At 62.0% G+C, this 17,047-nt stretch carries 13 protein-coding genes and 1 pseudogene; 5 read left to right on the forward strand and 9 right to left on the reverse strand.

The features are described from left to right. Positions 1 to 145: 145 nt before the first annotated feature. The 5 genes from P5705_RS18425 (at position 146) to P5705_RS18445 (ending at position 7,703) form a co-directional block, all read left to right on the forward strand. On the forward strand, positions 146 to 1,378 hold the full coding sequence (locus tag P5705_RS18425; RefSeq protein WP_277462342.1) for an acyl-CoA dehydrogenase family protein: 1,233 nt from the start codon (positions 146 to 148) through the stop codon (positions 1,376 to 1,378). 159 nt (positions 1,379 to 1,537) lie between these two features. Further along, on the forward strand, positions 1,538 to 3,310 hold the full coding sequence (locus tag P5705_RS18430) for an ABC transporter ATP-binding protein (protein ID WP_277462343.1): 1,773 nt from the start codon (positions 1,538 to 1,540) through the stop codon (positions 3,308 to 3,310). Continuing rightward, on the forward strand, positions 3,303 to 5,117 hold the full coding sequence (locus P5705_RS18435; protein WP_277462345.1) for an ABC transporter ATP-binding protein: 1,815 nt from the start codon (positions 3,303 to 3,305) through the stop codon (positions 5,115 to 5,117). Before P5705_RS18430 ends, P5705_RS18435 begins: the two co-directional genes overlap by 8 nt. A 367-nt stretch (positions 5,118 to 5,484) precedes the next feature. After that, positions 5,485 to 6,633: an LLM class flavin-dependent oxidoreductase gene (locus P5705_RS18440; RefSeq protein WP_277462347.1), complete on the forward strand. Its 1,149-nt coding sequence runs from the start codon at positions 5,485 to 5,487 to the stop codon at positions 6,631 to 6,633. An 11-nt stretch (positions 6,634 to 6,644) separates the two neighbouring features. Next, a complete protein-coding gene (locus P5705_RS18445) occupies positions 6,645 to 7,703 on the forward strand; it encodes an ABC transporter substrate-binding protein (RefSeq protein ID WP_277462348.1) in 1,059 nt (352 codons plus the stop codon). Between the two features lie 28 nt (positions 7,704 to 7,731). On the opposite strand, the gene P5705_RS18450 is transcribed toward P5705_RS18445, so the two are convergent. From P5705_RS18450 to P5705_RS18490, 9 genes and pseudogenes are all read right to left on the reverse strand, one after another. Beyond that, the gene (locus P5705_RS18450) at positions 7,732 to 8,898 is read right to left on the reverse strand and encodes a lipase family protein (RefSeq protein ID WP_277462349.1); all 1,167 of its coding nucleotides are present in this window, start codon (positions 8,896 to 8,898) and stop codon (positions 7,732 to 7,734) included. Positions 8,899 to 9,891: 993 nt separating this feature from the next. Continuing rightward, positions 9,892 to 10,665 carry a hypothetical protein gene (locus P5705_RS18455; protein WP_277462351.1) on the reverse strand — a complete coding sequence of 258 codons (774 nt, stop codon included), beginning with the start codon at positions 10,663 to 10,665 and terminating at the stop codon, positions 9,892 to 9,894. Positions 10,666 to 10,681: 16 nt separating this feature from the next. Continuing rightward, positions 10,682 to 11,500 carry a DUF4123 domain-containing protein gene (locus P5705_RS18460; protein ID WP_277462354.1) on the reverse strand — a complete coding sequence of 273 codons (819 nt, stop codon included), beginning with the start codon at positions 11,498 to 11,500 and terminating at the stop codon, positions 10,682 to 10,684. Positions 11,501 to 11,720: 220 nt separating this feature from the next. Next, positions 11,721 to 13,913 carry a lipase family protein gene (locus tag P5705_RS18465; RefSeq protein WP_277462356.1) on the reverse strand — a complete coding sequence of 731 codons (2,193 nt, stop codon included), beginning with the start codon at positions 13,911 to 13,913 and terminating at the stop codon, positions 11,721 to 11,723. An 8-nt stretch (positions 13,914 to 13,921) separates the two neighbouring features. After that, on the reverse strand, positions 13,922 to 14,518 hold the full coding sequence (locus P5705_RS18470) for a hypothetical protein (protein ID WP_277462358.1): 597 nt from the start codon (positions 14,516 to 14,518) through the stop codon (positions 13,922 to 13,924). 285 nt (positions 14,519 to 14,803) lie between these two features. After that, positions 14,804 to 15,106: a hypothetical protein gene (locus P5705_RS18475; protein ID WP_277462359.1), complete on the reverse strand. Its 303-nt coding sequence runs from the start codon at positions 15,104 to 15,106 to the stop codon at positions 14,804 to 14,806. 7 nt (positions 15,107 to 15,113) lie between these two features. After that, entirely contained in the window at positions 15,114 to 15,896 is a 783-nt protein-coding gene (locus tag P5705_RS18480; RefSeq protein WP_277462360.1) for a hypothetical protein, read from the reverse strand. Position 15,897: 1 nt separating this feature from the next. Further along, entirely contained in the window at positions 15,898 to 16,722 is an 825-nt protein-coding gene (locus P5705_RS18485) for a DUF4123 domain-containing protein (protein WP_277462361.1), read from the reverse strand. Next, a pseudogene (locus P5705_RS18490) lies at positions 16,719 to 17,047 on the reverse strand (type VI secretion system tip protein VgrG); the annotation flags it as partial. The gene P5705_RS18485 and the pseudogene P5705_RS18490, both read right to left, overlap by 4 nt.

Consider the following 17,047-nt stretch of genomic DNA (forward strand, 5'->3'; position numbering starts at 1 on the left):
GCTCTGGCGTTGTCAGGATCGGGGCCGCTGCGTGCCCCATCGCCGGCAAGCCGGCGCCTACAGGTCAACGCAATACCGGTAGGAGCCGGCTTGCCGGCGTTGGGCTGCAAGGCAGCCCCCGCGAACACCGCCATCGAGGTCAACCATGAGCATCATCGAACAGCCCCCCGCCCACCGCATCACCAGCGAAGCCGAAGCCCTGCGCATCGCCCGTGAAGTCGCCAGCGAATTCGCCACCCTCGCCGCCGACCCGCGCAACAACGACCAGCTCCCCCGCCACCAGGCCGAACGGCTGTCGAGCAGTGGCCTCACCGCCATCGGCGTTCCCACGCAGTTCGGCGGCCTGGGCGCCTCGGTCGAGACCCTCGTCGAAACCGTGCGCCTGATCGCCACCGCCGACGGCGGCGTCGGCCAGTTGCTGCAGATCCATAACGTCATGCTGCGCGGCCTGCTCGACGGTTACCCCGACGAAGTCCGCGACCGCGTGCTGGCCGATGTACTGGCCGGCAAACGCCTGGGCAACGCCCTGGCCGAGGTCGGCGGCAAGAACAAGTTCGCCCTCCGGACCCGTGTCGAACGCCGCGCCGACGGCAAACTGGTGCTCAACGGCAGCAAGTTCTATTCGACCGGCGCCTACCTGGCCGACTGGATCTGGCTGACCGCCGCCAGTGAAGACGGCGCTGCCGGGGTGCTGCTGCACCGCGACACCCCTGGCCTGACCCTGGTCGATGACTGGCGGGCCTTCGGTCAGCAGCACTCGGTGAGCGGCACGGTGGAGTTCGACGAAATCGTCCTCGACGAGCGCTTCGTCACCTTGCGCAGCGGGCCGATGAAACGCACAGGGCTTACCTTCCCGCAAATCCTCCATGCCGCCATCGACAGCGGCATCGCCACAGGCGCGTTGCAGGCGGCGGTGGCCTACCTGCGCGAGCATGCCCGGCCCTGGGTCGAGAGTGGTGTCGAGCGGGCCAGCGACGAGCCGCACATCATCCGCCAGGTTGGCGAGTATGCGGTCGCCCTGCGCGGCGCCGAAGCGGTGCTGCGCGAGGCCGCGCGGGTGTTCGACGCCCATGAGCGCGCCCCCGACGACAAAGCGCTGCAGGACGAACTGATACTCTCGGTGGCCACCGCCCGGGCGCATGCCGATGGGGCGGCGCTGAAGATCTCCAGCGACCTGTTCTCGCTGCTGGGGGCCAGTGCCTCGCTGAGCAAATGGAACCTCGACCGCTTCTGGCGCGATGCCCGGGTGCACACCACCCACGACCCGATCCGCTGGCGGTTGCACAACGTTGGCAACTACTACCTCAATGGGGCGGACCCTGGGGAGTACACGGCAGTGCTCAATGCCAAGGAAGCGCAAGGCGCCACGCGTCGTTGAGGCATGCGCTGGGGGCTGCTACGCAGCCCTTTCGCGGCACAAGGCCGCTCCTACAGAAACCGCACACCCCATGTAGGAGCGGCCTTGTGCCGCGAAAGGGGCGCACAGCGCCCCCGAGGATCTCGACCACTTCCCGCCTACTCCAGACCCGAGCCCTGCATGACCTCCAGACACCCCCTCCTGCGCGCCCTGGCCATCTACCGTGAGATGCCCTGGCGCTTCGCCCTGGTCACCACCCTCTATATCACCGGCAACCTGGCCCTGGCCTGGCAGCAATGGCTGATCGGCCAGGCGATCGACGACGTCGGCGCCGGCCGCGCCGTCACCCGCCTGGCCAATGGCAGCCTTGATGCCACCCTGGCCTGGCACTGGCTGTGGACACTGCTGGCCATCGCCCTGGCCCGCGGCATCCTGCAATACGCCGCCGCCGTGCTGTCGCTGGTGCTCAGCCAAGCCCTGCTGACGCGCTTGCGCGAACGCATCCTCGAACAGGTCCAGGCCCTGCACCTGGGCTACCACTGGCGCCATGGCATGGGCGAGCTGGTCACCCGCACCACCCGTGACGCCGACAAGGTCCGCGATGCGCTGATCACCTTCTGGCGGCAGATCATCGAGACACCGCTGGTGGTGCTGATGGCGGTCGGCCTGCTGTGCGGGTACGACCCGCTGCTGGGCCTGGTGCCTTTACTGCTGACCGGTGTCGGGCTGGGGTTGTTCGTGCACCAGACCGAGCGCCTCGTCAGCCTCGACCGAGCCGTCGCCTCGGCCTACGACCAGGTGAGCCAGGACCTCGCGGAAGGCATCGGCGGGGTGCGGGTAATCAAGGCGTTCGGCCTGGAGGATCGGCGTATAGCGCGCTTCGCCGAGCAGGTAACGGTGTTCAGCACTCATGCCCGTGCCGCCCTCGCCTACGCCAGTTCGCGAATTCCCCTGCCCCAGGCAGTGGTCGCCCTGGGGCATGTGTGGATTCTGGTCTACGGCGCCCATCGGGTGGCCGACGGGCAGTTGGGCATCGGCGAGCTGGTGACCTCTCTGCTGGTGGCCACCACGCTGGTATTCCGTATCGAGGGCATCGGCCGGGTGATGCAGGTTTTTGCCGATGCCCGCGCCAGTGCCGAGCGCATCTGGCAACTGCTCGATGAACGCCCTGCCATTCGCAGTGGCCAGGGCGCCCTGCCGGAGGGACCACTGGGCCTGAAGCTGGAGCAGGTGCGCGTGGCCACGCCGAAGGCAGCGCGCGACCTGTTGCGGGGCTGCTCACTGCGCCTGTGCCCCGGCGAGGTGGTGGCGCTGGTCGGCGCCACCGGCAGCGGCAAGAGCCTGCTGGCCAGCCTGCTGCCGCGCCTGGCCGAGGTGGACGGCGGCAGCGTGCGGGTCGGCTCCGACAGCACCGGCTGGCACGATGTGCGCGACCTCGACCTGAACGCCTTGCGCCGCCGGGTGCAAGTACTACCACAGGAAAGTTTCCTGTTCTCCGACTCGCTGGCCGCGAATTTGCGCCTGGCCGCGCCAGCGGCCAGCGACAGCGAGCTGCGCGAAGCCCTGCGCCTGGCCGCCGCCGAGGACGTGCTGGAGCGCCTGCCCCAGGGCCTGGACACGCCGCTGGGCGACCGTGGCGCAAGTCTCTCCGGTGGCCAGCGCCAGCGCCTGTGCCTGGCCCGCGCCCTGCTCGGCGCGCCGGACATCCTGTGCCTGGACGACGCCACCAGCGCCCTGGACGCCCACAACGAGCGCCGCGTGCTCGACAACCTGCGCCGCCAGCAGGGCCGCACACCGACCCTGCTGTTGATCACCAGCCGCCTGTCCACCCTGCTGCTGGCCGACCGCGTGCTGCTGCTCGAAGGCGGGCGCATCAGCGCCAGCGGCCACCACGCCGAACTGGCGGCGCACAACGCCCACTACCGCGACCTGCTGGGGATCGAGCATGGCTGAAAGCGACATCGACATCGAACAGCGCCTGGCGCGCCAGGCCCTCGACCGCGGCATGCTGCACCGCCTGCTGCCGCTGCTGCGGCCGATCCGTGGAGCCATCATGAGCGTGATCGGCCTGGAACTGCTGCTGGTGCTCACCGTGTTCCTGCGGCCTTGGTTCGTCCGCGAACTGATCGACCGTGGGCTGATCCGGGAAGCCGGCCACTGGCTGCTCGACGAGCGCCTGGTGCTGTGGCTCGGCTTGGGACTGGCCGCCAGCTGGTTGGGGCGCTTCCTGCTGGCCGGGGCTTCGCAATTCATCGCTGGCAACGCGGCGATCCGCGTGCTCGGCGCCCTGCGCGTGCAGGTGTTCGCCCATGTCCAGGGGTTGTCGGTGCGCTACTTCGACCAGACCCGCGCCGGACGCATCATCGCCCGCGTCGACCGCGACGTCGACGCGCTGGAGCCGTTGTTGGTGCAAGGCCCTCCAGAGCTGATCGGTGCCCTGCTGCGTTGCTGCCTGGCCGGGTTGATGCTGTGGCGCATCGAGCCGAGCTTCTTCTACAGCCTGGCTGCCACCGTGCCGCTGCTGGTGCTGGCGACCTGGTGCTTCAAACGTGTCTCGCAACGCAGCTGGGCCGAAGTTGCCGAACAGCGCAGCCGCTTCACCGCGCACCTGGTCGAGAGCGTCAGCGGCGTGCGGCTGATCCAGCAGTGCGGCCGCGAAGCCGACAATCAGGGCCGCTACCGACGCTTGCTGGAGGACTTCAACCAGGCCCTGATCCGCGGCAGCCTGCGCACCGGCTGGTTCGCCCCGCTCACTGCGCTGCTGAGTACGACGGGCATGGCCGTGCTGTTGCTGGTGGGTGCCTTGGGCTTGGCCGAGAGCCGGGTGAGCGTTGGCCAGATTGCCGAGAGCCTGTTCTACGTGTTCCTGTTCCTCGGACCGCTGCAGGAGCTGTCGGACCTGTTCGAGCGCTACGCCACCGGCAGCGCCTCGGCGCAACGGATCTTCCTGCTGCTCGACACCTGCCCTCAGGTGCTGGACCCTGCACAGCCGCGAACAGTGGGCCGCGCCCGGGGTCAGGTGGACTTCGAAGACGTTGCTTTCGCCTACAACGCTCAACCCGTGATTGACGGGCTCGACCTGCGCATCCGGGCAGGTGAGGTGCTGGCCATCGTCGGCCCCTCGGGGCATGGCAAGAGCACCCTGGTGCAATTGCTCACGCGCTTCTACGACGTGCAACGCGGTGCGGTGAGGCTCGACGGCATCGACCTGCGCGAACTGGCCCAGCGCGAGCTGCGGCGCAACGTCGGCGTGGTGCTGCAGGACAACGTGCTGTTCAGCGGCAGCATCCTCGACAACCTGCGCCTGGCCCGGCCCGAGGCCGACGATGCCGTGCTGGTCGCCGCCGCCCGCGAGCTGGGCGCCGACGAGGTGCTGGAACGCTTGCCAGGGCAATACCACACCGAAGTCGGCCCGCTGGGCAGCCACCTCAGCCATGGCCAGCGCCAGCTGGTGTGCCTGGTGCGTGCCTACCTGGCGGACCCTGCGGTGCTGGTGCTCGACGAAGCCACCTCGGCGGTCGACGTGCACACCGAGCGGCGCATCCAGCGGGCATTGCGGCGGCTGTGCCAAGGGCGCACGGCAATCATCATCGCCCACCGCCTGGCGACCATCCGCGATGCCGAGCGGATCGCCGTGGTGCGCCACGGGCGAGTGGTGGAGCAGGGACGGCATGCCGAGCTGATCGAGGCTGGAGGTGCGTATGCCGGACTGTACGACGCCTATCTGCGCAGCGCCGGGGAGGTGCACGCCGAAGCCTGACCCTGGCCTGTGTGTAGGAGCGGATTCATCCGCGATGCGCCGCGCCTGCGGCGCTCGATCCAATAGGCACAAATGCTCTACAGGCAAGCACCTTGCGGATCTCGAACTTTTGAAAGCCGCAGCGGTGGCATTGAGGTGCCCGGCGAAAGCGCGATGGTGTTCACATGACCGAGCGCCGCCCGTGCGGCGCATCGCGGATGAATCCGCTCCTACACAGGCCATGCTGCGTCGCTGCTGGCCGGCTGCTGCCACAGCAACAACCCGCCCTCGCCAACCGCCACCATCCCCCGCGCCATCGGTCTTGCACCGCCATGGCACAGCCATTGCACCACCCTCCCCATCGCCAACCTCCCCTTCAGGAGCCCCCATGACCACCGAATTCTTCTGGCGCCTGCCCCTGGGCACCGATGGCCCGCAGCTGTCCACCGACCACCACAACCGCGGCAATCCACAGCACCGCCCCGGCCACATCGCCCCAGGCCGCCTGCCCAACGGCGAAGCCGATGGCTTCACCTACATCGACTACATCGCCCAGGTGGCCAAGGCCGCCGAGCTGGCCGGCTTCGAAGGCGCCCTGCTGCCCACCGGCCCCGAACCCTGGATCGCCGCCGCGGCCCTGGCCCGCGAGACCCGGCGCATCCGCTTCCTGATCGCCTTCCAGGCCACCTGGACCCTGCCCGCCTATGCCGCGCAGCAGGCGGCGATCCTGCAGAACCTCAGCGGCGGGCGGCTGGACTGGAACATCATCACCGGCGGCAACCCGGCCAGCCAGCGCGCCCACGGCGACTTCCTCGAACACGACCTGCGCTACAAGCGCACCGGCGAATTCCTCGACGTGATCCAGGGCCTGTGGGCCAACGACACGTTCTCCTACGAAGGCGACATCTACCGCCTGGAGCACGGCAGCCTGCCGCCGGGCCTTCAGCACGAGCGCAAGCCAGCGGTGTACTTCTCCGGTTTCTCCGATGCCGCGCTGGACGTCGCCGCCCGCCACGCCGACGTCTACCTGAACTGGGCCGAGCCCATCGACACGCTCAAGCCGCATATCGAGCGGGTGCGCGAACTGGCCGACAAGCAAGGGCGCACGGTGCGCTTCGGCTTGCGCGTGGACCTGTTCGCCCGCGAAACCGAAGCGCAGGCCTGGCGCGAACTGCGCCAGCAGTTCGAACGCCTCGAAGGCAAGAGCAGCGCCATCGCCAAGGGCTTCGCCAGCGGCTCCGACTCGGTGGGTGGCGCGCGCCAGGCGGCCTATCACCAGCACCTGCAGGACTTCGACGCGCTGAAGCTGGCCCGCAACCTGTGGGCCGGCTTCGCCAAGGCCAAGCCTGGCCCGACGGTGGGCCTGGTGGGCAGCCACGAGAATATCGCCGAACGCCTGGCCGAGTACCGCGACGCCGGCTTCTCGACCTTCATCCTGGCGGCCAACCCGCACCTGGAAGAGGCGCTGCGCATCGGCCAGGAAGTGCTGCCGCTGGTGCAGCAACCCGTCGTCGCGCCACTCAAGGCCAGCGCCTGAGGAAACCAGCCATGAGCCATCCCCTCGACACCCTCTGGTACACCCACAGCCCGGTGCCCACCGGCCTCGGCATCGCCGTGCAGTCCGGGCGCCTGGCCCAGGCCTTCACGCCGTTCGGCACGCGCATCCAGTCGCTGCGCGAGTCCAGCGAACGCGAAGTGCGCGAGGCGCACTACGACCACCACCTGCAGAACTCGGTGCGCCACGGCGGCAGCATCCCGGCGATCTGGGCCTACGCCAGCGGCGTCGAGACCCGGGTACTGGGGCTGAGCTGGATCGACGAGGTGCAGCTGATCCTCACCACCGAAGAAAGCGGCGTGCGCGGCATCCGCGACCTGAAGAACCGCCGCTTCGGCCTGCCCAAGTGGGCCAACGTGCAGATCGACTTCACCCGCGCCCAGGCCCTGCGCGGCCTGGAGAACGCGCTCAAGCTCGAAGGGCTGAACGTGGCCGATGTCGAGTTGGTGGACTACCCCTACGGCGGCACCTACAGCGACGAGCCCAAGCAGCACCTGCACGGCTTGCAAGTGGCGCTGGACACCCGCCGCGTGAGCCGGCGCAACAACGAGCTGATCGGCCTGCTGCGCGGCGACATCGACGCGATCTTCCTCAAGGGGGCCCATGCGGTGCAGTTGGCCCATGAGTTCGGTCTGCGGGTGGTGGTCGACACCGGCAGCCACCCCGACCCGCTGATCCGCAGCAACAACGGCACACCGCGCACGTTGACGGTGGACACCCACCTGCTGCACGAACATTTCGACGCCAGCCGTACCCTGGTCGACACCGTGCTGCGCACCGAGCAGTGGGCCTGGGCCAACCCCGAGGAGACCCGGCGCTTTCTCGCCCGCGAGCTGAACACCAGCGAATACTGGGTGACGGCGGCCTATGGCGAGGACGCCCACCGGCGCTTGCGCACGGCGCTGGATGGCCGGTCGATCACGGCGTTGCAGGACTTCAGCGAGTTCCTCCACCGCTGGGGGTTCATTCCACGGCACATCGATGTGCGCGAGTGGATCGACTCGAGCGTGCTGGAGCAGGTGATCGGGTCGACATCGCGCCTGGCGGTTTGAACGCGACGCTGGGCAAGCCGGCTACTCCTCATATGAGGTCGAGCGGGTCGTCGAGGCTGGCGAACAGCTCGTCGAACGTCACCACGTTGATCTCCTGTTCCTTGGGCGCCATGGCCAGCGGTGCAGCCTGGGTGCTGGCGGCGTGGGCCTGCCAGCGCTCCAGGGCCTCGACCAGTTGCGGCTGGCCGGCGAGGCTGCCGTAGACGTCGGCCTCGCTGACCGGGGCGCGACGCAAGCTGGCCAGTCGCTCGCGGGTAGCCTGCAGGCGTTCCAGTTCTTTTTCGATGGCAGTCAGGCTGGGCTCGCGGGAGCGCGGGTAGTAGTCGCCTCGGCTCAATCGAGAACGACGCTCGCGCAACTGCTGGCTGATCGACGCCAGCGCCGCCTCCACCGCCTCCAGTTCCCGTACAGTTACCGCTGGCGTGCGGCTCGCCAGTGCCTGCTGGTGACGGCGCAGCATGGCCCAGCAGGCCGGGATGTAGCTGGACACCATGGAATGATCCGCCAGGCTGACAGACCTGTGCTGCGGCAGGCCTTCGACCTTTTCCAGGTAGTAATTGCAGGCGGGCTGGGCGGTGATGGTGGTGCAGCCCGGGCGCCAGAGAATGGCCGAGGATTCCTGGTTGCTGAGCTGGATCGGCATGAAATGCTGCAGCTCGCCATGGTGCCCGTAGGGCTCGCCGTCCTGGTTGACCAGGCCCGTTCGCATGACCATGGCGCCAAGCGGGAAGTTGATACTCGCCAGGACGGCGCCTGTGGCGATCACCTCGTAACGGGTGTTCATCCACGGCAGTGGCAGGTTGGGGACCATGTCGTCATTGTTGACGATGCGGTGGTGTAGCAGGTCGGCGGCGCTGGCGAGGAACGTGCTGTCGCCGACTCGGGGGGCGCCGTAGGTGTAGAGCTGCAGTGGGCCAATGTGACCGCCGGCGCGCAGCATTTGGGCCAGCAGTAATGCTATCGCGCCACCGAGGCTGTGGCCGCAGATGATGAGTTGTTGGGACTGGTAAAACTTGTCCATGTAAACTTCCACGAACTGCAAAGCACGCTTTGCGGCGAGGTAGAAACCACGATGAACCTTGCCATGCCCCTCTTCGAACGGAACCTGTAATGCGTCCACGTCACGCAGTAGATCCGGGATCTTTTCGCTGGTGCCACGGATAGCGATGATCATCACATCGGCATTGTGGGTCATGAATGCCTGAGTATCGGTAGTGTCCGAATGTTCTCTATCATCCAAAAAATGGATTCTGGCAGGATTCTTCTGGTCTTCACCTAGCGCTGGGTTGTTCTCCTCATACAGATCAGGATCGAATGGCACAATTTCCCATCGCTGGGAATAAGGGACATCCTCGTAGAATGGGAAGTACTCTGTCTGTTGTTTCGTGTCTACGCGCCAGATCTCCTGCCCTTTGGCCAGAGCGTCGCCAAACCAATTTCCGACGGTGGGGACATGGGGGAAACTGACCGATTTGGCTTTAACGGGGTGACCCGGAGGTTCCTGCCCGAACGGGGTGTAACTGAGCGTGGCCATCAATGCCAACTGATAGAGGTTCAGCGCGCAGAAATCAGGGTCCATTGACAGGACGGGCCGCAGTGCTCGCAGCGGGCGGACTTCCAATACCGTGTGCTTGCCGAACATGAGCCCGACACCCCATTCGCAATGCTTGCCCATAATTCGCCGAAGTCCCTTGTCAGGTGGGGAGGACCTCGCTGACAGCGGGGGAAGGTGACAACCAAATCGAACAAGGTCCCGAACCTCTACTTGACGAAAGTCATCAGCATTAAGCCTTGCAGGATTGGATGATGTTCGAGTTCCATCATGGTTCGAGAAACGAGTCTGCTCAGCACGGACCTGAAGATCGGTTATCTTCAGCGGATAATGTTTTCGAGCCTGCAAAAAAGTGTAATCGTCATGACCTCCTGCATAGCTTGCTACAAACCTCAGAGATATCGGCCCAGTATAATGATTTGAAACCTCACCTTGTCCCTCTCTATCCAACGCCCCTTTGTAAATAACCCCCTCCATATCCTCAACCTCATAGAAAGCTCCAGCATACGGGGCTCCACTACCATGTTCATCAACCAACTGAAAGCTCGTTGAGCAGCCACGCACCGGGCAAGTCAGCATCAGGTTATTCAATGGATGATTTAACTCTTTTATTAGATCAGCGCTATTTTTCATGAGCTACTCATTACAGCCAGGATAAATTTGACAAATACGTCCATCAGGCATTTTGAAATCGACAAAATCTTTATAATTACCCCGACAAAAGCCGTACAGGTCATCGAGGCCTTTCCCCATGCAACGCTTCCAGCCATTTGAGAACTCAACCCAAGTATCGTCTATTGATGGTTCCTCTCTGCCTTCGAGACGAATATTCATCCTGATTGTCTTTCCCGGCAATTGATCTATCATGTAGGCCCCAAAAGGATTTCCGACAAATTTTTCTCCGCGCTCGTTATCTTTTTTACAATTCAGTATTTTTCTGATACGTCGATCCGGCCCTAATGTCCTAAACCACCACTGGCACTTTCCATAAAACGTATCGCCATCACTGGCATTCATAACACGTCTATATTTATCATCCAGCTCCGTATATATACCTACATTAGCATCGGCTTCCGTCACTTGATTAAAGACTTCCCCATAGACCCCAAAAATCCTGATCTTTATATGACTAACAACCATCCGACATCCTTTGATTACCTTGTAGATCTCTATAATCGATACAGGACTGTACTCTTTACGCCAATCCGAATTAAAAGTTGGCATCGTTCTCTTCCAGTCAATCACTGAGCACTCCGTTCCTGGCTCTGGCTCATAATACGCAGCCGCTGAGTACGCAAAGTCCGGCGGCAGCTCCCCCACCAACTTGAAGGTATTCGGCTGCTCTTCCGCACACCCCACCAACGAGGCCAGGATCAACGTCACCAGGCACTTCACCAACATCCCATTCATCCTTCTTTCTCCCTGTTCAAAACACCGTACGAAGTCGCAACCGTTCTAGATGCGCCTGTGGGTTTTCATCAACCAACGGCGCACATTCCCGCGGCACTTCGTACCCCGGCGAGCGCAGGCTCAACATCAGCAGGAACTCGATCTCCTCCCCTGTATGCCAGCCCCAGACCCGAGCCTGACGCAGTTGGCGTTGCAACCACTCAAGGGGCACCTGGCTTTGGGCAAGCGTGCAGTAGGTGTCCAGATGCTGGCTGTAGAGGTAGCGATGGGCATTGGCCAGGACGATCCCATTGCCTTCGACTTCGGCCGGAGTCGGTAACCAGACCGGAACGGGCGGCACGGGGTAGGCACGGGGCGCCGGGTTATCCACCACCCGCCAGGCCGTGGCCTGCCAGTAGCACACGCTGATGGCCTGGCCGAGCCAGGCAGCCCTGCGATCCGCGACCGCCATCGCTCGCGCCAGCACACGGTTGTCGTGGAACCGGTACAGCGCCCGCTGCGGCCGCTGGCCCAGCAGCAGCCGTGCGCGCCAATGCTCGACCCAGTCCGGCAAGGCGCCCGGCGCCAGGCTGGCCAACCACCCCCAGTTGCCTTGCGGCGCCTCGAACAAGCCCTGCAGCAAGCGCACCTCGCCCTCACCGATCAGAAAGCAGGCCGGCCCTTGCGCCGCGAGGTGGGCGACGTCGGTCTGCTGGTACAACGCGCACCAGCGCTCGGAGCCCAAGCGGGCCATCAGGGCCTGGCGGGCATCGAAACCGGCGTCGAGCATCAGCACGATGTCACGGCCGCAAGCGCGCTCGCGCGCCATCCATTGCCACGGGGTTAACTCGCTCATACCGCACCTCCCAAAGACGTGTCGCAACAACTGTCACAGACCGGACACAGCGCGCTGTCGAGCGTCTGACTCGCCGCCCACAACGCCCATTGCACCGGACCCGCCGTCACGGGTAGCGGCAACGCGTCGGTCAGGCCCTGACCGTCGCCCGGCAGCAGGGGCTGCGCCAGGACACCTCTCAACCTTTCAAGGGCCCAAGCGCACGCTTCGGGCCGTTTTTTTATATCAAGTTCAGGGGGTCCGACGGATCGCTCTCGGCATCGAGCATGGCGAGGATCTCGTCGAAGGACACTTTGATTATCGGTGGCTCGCTTGAGGGTAGTTCGGCGGGGACCATGGCAAGCTGCTCTTCACGGTTGTTCACGTCATGGGCGTGCCAGCGGGCGAGTACGGTTTCGAGTTCGGGGTGGTTGGCGAGCGAGCCGTAGACCTGGGCTGCGGTGACAGTGGTGGTGGCTAGCGCAGAGAGTCGCGTCAGGGTGGCTTCGAGTCGGCGGCGTTCCTCCTGCATGATTTGCAGCCGGTTTTCGTGTTGGCGACGGTGTGGGTCTGCCTGCTTGATCGACGCCTGCCTGCGCTGGATTTGTTCATCGAATGAAACCAGCATTGCGCGGATCAGCGACAGTTCCCGGCGGGTGACAGGGGGCGTGTTGGCCTGCAGGACCTCCTGATGGCGGCGCAACGCGGCCCAGCAGGCGGGGATATAGGCAACCATGAAATGGTCGCCGACCCTGAACAGTTGATCCATGAACGCCATACGTTCGGGCAGGCCGTACTCGTGCCGCAGCATGCGGTTGCACAGCGCTTGCTCGGTGATGGTGCTGCAGCCGGGCGTCCACAGCACGGCGGATTGACGGCCTGGCGCGAAGGGAATACTCATGAAATGGCGCAATTCACCGTGGTGCTCGTAGGACTCGGCCAGTTCGAAACCGAGACTGGTGAGCACCGTCTTCACGCCCAAGGGCGCTTGCATATGAGCCTGCGCAACATCCTGACGGACCCGCTCGAAGGGACGGTGCATCCAGCTGGCGGGGACACTGGGGACCGGGTCGTTGTCGTTGACGATGCGGTTATGGACCAGATCGGCGGCGCCTTGCATGAAGATGGCGTCGCCGGCGCGGGGGGCGCCGTAGGTGTAGAGCTGGATGTCGATGCCTTCTACTTGGCGGCGAAGCATTTCTGCCAAGAGCAAGGCAACCGCACCGCCGAGGCTGTGACCGCAGATGACCAATTGTTGACCCGTGTAGAACCTACGCATGTAGTCCCGTGCGAAAGCGTACGCTTGCGTAGCGGATTCATAGAATCCTCGATGAACTCGACCCGCCCCTTCACGAAATTCAACCTGTAACGCATCCGCATCTCGAAGCGCATCGGCCATGAATTCGCTGGTACCCCGGACTGCTATCAAGATCTGATCTGATGTGTGAGTAGCGAATGCCTGGGTATCCGTCGCGTTGAACCTGTTTCGATCATCAAGAAAATGAATACTGGCTGGGTGCTCTTGAAGGCCTTTCCGGCTCGGATGATTGTAGGGATACAGTTCGGGATCAAAAGGCGCGATTTCCCATCGCTGCGAGTACGGTACGCCTTCATAGAACGGGTAGAACGACTGCGTTAGTTTCGTATCGACCTTCCAGATCTCCCTGAATGCACTCAGCGACTCGGCAAACCAATTGCCAACGCTGGGCTCAAGGGGAAAGCTGACCGTCGATGCCCGGACCGGGTGCCCATCCGGTTCTTGCCCGAACGGCGAATAGCTCAGCGTGGCCATGAGTGCCAGCTGATACATGTTCAACACACAAAAACCTGGATCCTTCGATAGCACCAATCGCAAGGCGCGCAGGGGGCGGACTTCCAGCACCGTGTGCTGGTTGGGCCTCAGGCACACACCGTGGGTACCATGTCCACGCATGAGTTTTTTGGCGTGTTTCTCCATAGGAAAATTAGATTTTGTCGGGGGAGGTAGATGGCAGGCGTACCGGACAAGATCACGAACCTCGACCTGGAAAAAGTGGTCGCACAAGGCTTGAGCAGGGTTGTCCAAGGTTCGGGAGCCATCTTCATGTCTGAACCGAGTAGCTTCTGCACGAACCTGTAATTCCGTAATCTTTAAAGGGTAAAATTTTCGTTCGATCAAAGTCGTATAAAACTCATCGACAACGATATAGCTTGTCAAGAGTGTAATAACCAACCCACCACTATAGTGTGCTGCAACAGCACCCTTCCCTTGAACATCCAGCACCCCTTGATAAGTCACTCCCTCCCGATCAATTGCCTCATATCCTAGCCCTGCATATGGCTCGCCTTGTCCAAATTCATCGACTAACTGAAAGCTGGTCCGGCGGTCCTGTATAGGGCAAGAGAAAATTTTCGGGTTAATGGGTAATGACAATTCGTCCACGATATCTTTCATAACAACTGCTACTCCTTACACCCAGGATGAATTGTGCAAATCTCGCCGTTCGGTCCCGTGAAATGACTGAAATCAGATGTATTACCTCTGCAAAAGGCATAAGGATCTTCAAACCCTTTCCCCATGCATCTTTTCCATCCATTCGGAAACTTGACCCACCTCCCGCCTTCGCCCGGCTCCTCCTCTTCAAGTAACCGAATATTCATTTTTATGGTTTTTCCCGGCAACTGATCCAATGTATAGACGGCATACACCACATCCAAACCGACCTCTCCACGGCTGGCGTCCTGCCTGCAACTCAACCCCTTTGAGAGCTGGCGTTTTTTACCCATGGTTCTGAATTCCCAATAGCACTCTCCATAGAAAGTATCCTCATCGCTTTTTGTGATTTTTCGTTTATTCCTACCTTCATATTGCGAGTAAATACCCAAGCCAGCGCGTGTGTAGCTATCCGTCCTGTCTACTGGCGTGGCATCAGACCATCGAGCAAATATTTTTATGTCGATTTTATCCAAAACCATCTGGCAACCCTTTATTCGGGTGCGTATGGGTATTTTTATCTCTGGCTTATATTCACCCAGCCAAGGGCGGTTAAATTCCGGCATGGTTCGCCTCCAATCTGTCACCGCACAGCTGGTACCAGGCTCAGGCTCATAGAGCACGCCCGCCCAATAAGAAAAGTTTGGCGGCAACTCCCCAACCAATGTGAAAGTATTCGGTTGCCATTCAGAGCAACTGGTCTGCAGCAATACGGCCGCTACAACTACTCCTCGTTTCCTCCAAGACTTCATTTCACGTTCTCCCTTGCTCTAATGGCGCAATCCGTCGCACTCGCCTAAATCTTCATTTCCAAGTCGAGTAGCTTCTACAAAACGTGTAACTCAGCGAGCTTAAAATGGTTCGTTTTCGCTAGACCAAAGCCATATACGATCATCAACACCGATTAAACTTCTAGAAAGTGCAAAAACCAACACACCACTGTAATAATCTGCAACCATGCCCCGCCCTTGAAGATCCAGCAGCCACTGATAAGCCACTCTCCCCCGGTCGATTGCCTTAAAGCCCAGCCCTGCATATGGCTCGCCTTGTCCAAGCTCATCGACTAGCTGAAAGCTGGTCCAGCAGTCCTGCATCGGACAAACGAAAATTTCCAGGTTAATGGGTAATGACAATTCGTCCACGATATCTTCCATACCCCTGCTACTCCTTACATCCTGGATGAATTGTGCAAATTTCGCCGTTTGGCCCCGTGAAATGACTAAAATCAGATGTATTACCTCTGCAGAATGCATAAGGATCTTCAAACCCTTTACCCATGCATCTTTTCCACCCGTTTGGAAATTTGACCCACCTCCCGCCCTCGCCAGGTTCCTCCTCTTCAAGCAAACGAACATTCATTTTTATGGTCTTCCCCGGCAATTGATCCAATGTATAAGCGGCATACACTATTCCTAAACCAATTTCTCCACGACTGACATCCTGTCGACAGCTCAGCATCTTTCTTAATTGGCGATTTTTTCCCATCGTTCTAAACATCCAATGGCATTCACCATAAAAAGTATCTTCATCATTTTTTTTGAATTTTCTTTTATTTTTACCTTCATACTCCGAGTAAATATGCATACCTGCACGCGTATAGCTATCCGTCCTATTAACTCGGGTCGCCTCTGACCACCGTGCAAATATCTTTACCTCGACAGTTTTCAAAACCATCTGACAGCCCTTTATCAGGGTGCGTATTTGTATCTCTATTTCTGGCTTGTACTCTCCCAGCCAAGGTCGGTTATATTCCGGCATGGTGCGTGTCCAGTCTGTGACGGTGCATGGGGTACCAGGCTCCGGTTCATAGAGCGCGCCCGCCCAATAAGAAAAATTCGGCGGCAACTCCCCCACCAATGTGAAAGTATTCGGTTGCCATTCAGAACAACTGGTCTGCAGCAATACGGCCGCTACAACAACTCCTCGCTTCCTCCAAGACTTCATTTCACGTTCTCCCTTGCTCTAATGGCGCAATCCGTCGCATCCGCTGAAAATGTGCCTCGGGCGTTTCCTCCGGCCACCGCGCCCAGTCCTCCCCGACCTTGAACCCCGGCGAGCGCAAGCTGCTGAGCAACAGAAACTCCAACTGCGCGGACGTCTCCCAACCCCAGGCCTTGGCCTGTTCCAGCCGCCGCCCAAGCCAGGCCTCATGGTCCTGTTCGCTCGCCAGTTGCAGATAGCGTGCGTAGTCATGCCGCACCAGGTACCGGTCAGCATTCACAAACAGCGTCACCTCGGCGGCAGGTGCCGGCACCCGCAGCCAGGCCGGCTCGGAGGGCACGGGGTAACTGCCGGGGGCCGGGTTATCCACAACCCGCCAGATATCCGTTTGCCAGTAACAGAGGCTTAGGGTCGGCCCGAGGTAGGCAGGCAGTTCAGCCGGAGCCAGGACATCCAAGGCACGGGCCAGCACGCGGTTATCGTGAAAGCGGTACAGCCCGTGCCCGACCATCAGCCGCGCCCGCCAGTGGCTGAGCCAGGCCGCCCAATCGCCGGGCGCCAGGCTCGCCAGCCAACCCCAATGCGTCTGCGGCGCCGAAAGGTCCAGCTCGGCCAGGCGCAGTTCGGCATCGCCCACCAGGAACACGACCGGCCCGGCACCGGCCAACTGGGCTGCTGGTGTCTGGTTGTACAACGCGCTCCAACGGTCGCTGCCCAATGTCGCTATCAGCACTTGACGAGTGCGAGCTTCGCCATCCAGCAGCAGGGCAACCTCGCGGCCCTGGGCACGTTGCGCGGCCATCCACAGCCACGGATCCTGATTGCTCATCGAACACCTCCAAGCGGCAGGCACTGGCCATTGGCGCAGGCCTCGCAGAGCGGGCAGTAGTCCTGGTCGGCCTGTTTGCTTGCCGCTACCAGGGCCAGCATCACCGGCGCCACCACCTTGGGCAGCGCGGCTGGCCCTTGGCTGCCCGCCAGCTCAGGCGGCAGCGGTGCCACCGCCTGGCTGGCCGCCGGCGCCCCACCGATCTGGATCGGGCTGCTGCAGAAAATCCCCGCGCCATTGACCACCAGGTGCTGCCCACCAACCTTGAGGGTGATGCTGGCGCCGCCCTCCACCACCACTTCGCCGTCCGCCGACACCTGCACCT

The sequence above is a fragment of the Pseudomonas entomophila genome (assembly GCF_029478665.1).
GTDB classification, from domain to species: domain Bacteria; phylum Pseudomonadota; class Gammaproteobacteria; order Pseudomonadales; family Pseudomonadaceae; genus Aquipseudomonas; species Aquipseudomonas entomophila_F.

Coding starts and splice junctions, on each gene's coding strand:
- P5705_RS18430 (WP_277462343.1), top strand. CDS start 1,538: ATGACCTCCAGACACCCCCTCCTGCGCGCCCTGGCCATCTACCGTGAG.
- P5705_RS18450 (WP_277462349.1), bottom strand. CDS start 8,898: ATGACCCACAATGCCGATGTGATGATCATCGCTATCCGTGGCACCAGC.
- P5705_RS18470 (WP_277462358.1), bottom strand. CDS start 14,518: ATGCCGGAATTTAACCGCCCTTGGCTGGGTGAATATAAGCCAGAGATA.
- P5705_RS18465 (WP_277462356.1), bottom strand. CDS start 13,913: ATGAAAGATATCGTGGACGAATTGTCATTACCCATTAACCCGAAAATT.
- P5705_RS18440 (WP_277462347.1), top strand. CDS start 5,485: ATGACCACCGAATTCTTCTGGCGCCTGCCCCTGGGCACCGATGGCCCG.
- P5705_RS18435 (WP_277462345.1), top strand. CDS start 3,303: ATGGCTGAAAGCGACATCGACATCGAACAGCGCCTGGCGCGCCAGGCC.
- P5705_RS18485 (WP_277462361.1), bottom strand. CDS start 16,722: ATGAGCAATCAGGATCCGTGGCTGTGGATGGCCGCGCAACGTGCCCAG.
- P5705_RS18475 (WP_277462359.1), bottom strand. CDS start 15,106: ATGGAAGATATCGTGGACGAATTGTCATTACCCATTAACCTGGAAATT.
- P5705_RS18480 (WP_277462360.1), bottom strand. CDS start 15,896: ATGAAGTCTTGGAGGAAGCGAGGAGTTGTTGTAGCGGCCGTATTGCTG.
- P5705_RS18445 (WP_277462348.1), top strand. CDS start 6,645: ATGAGCCATCCCCTCGACACCCTCTGGTACACCCACAGCCCGGTGCCC.
- P5705_RS18425 (WP_277462342.1), top strand. CDS start 146: ATGAGCATCATCGAACAGCCCCCCGCCCACCGCATCACCAGCGAAGCC.
- P5705_RS18455 (WP_277462351.1), bottom strand. CDS start 10,665: ATGAATGGGATGTTGGTGAAGTGCCTGGTGACGTTGATCCTGGCCTCG.
- P5705_RS18460 (WP_277462354.1), bottom strand. CDS start 11,500: ATGAGCGAGTTAACCCCGTGGCAATGGATGGCGCGCGAGCGCGCTTGC.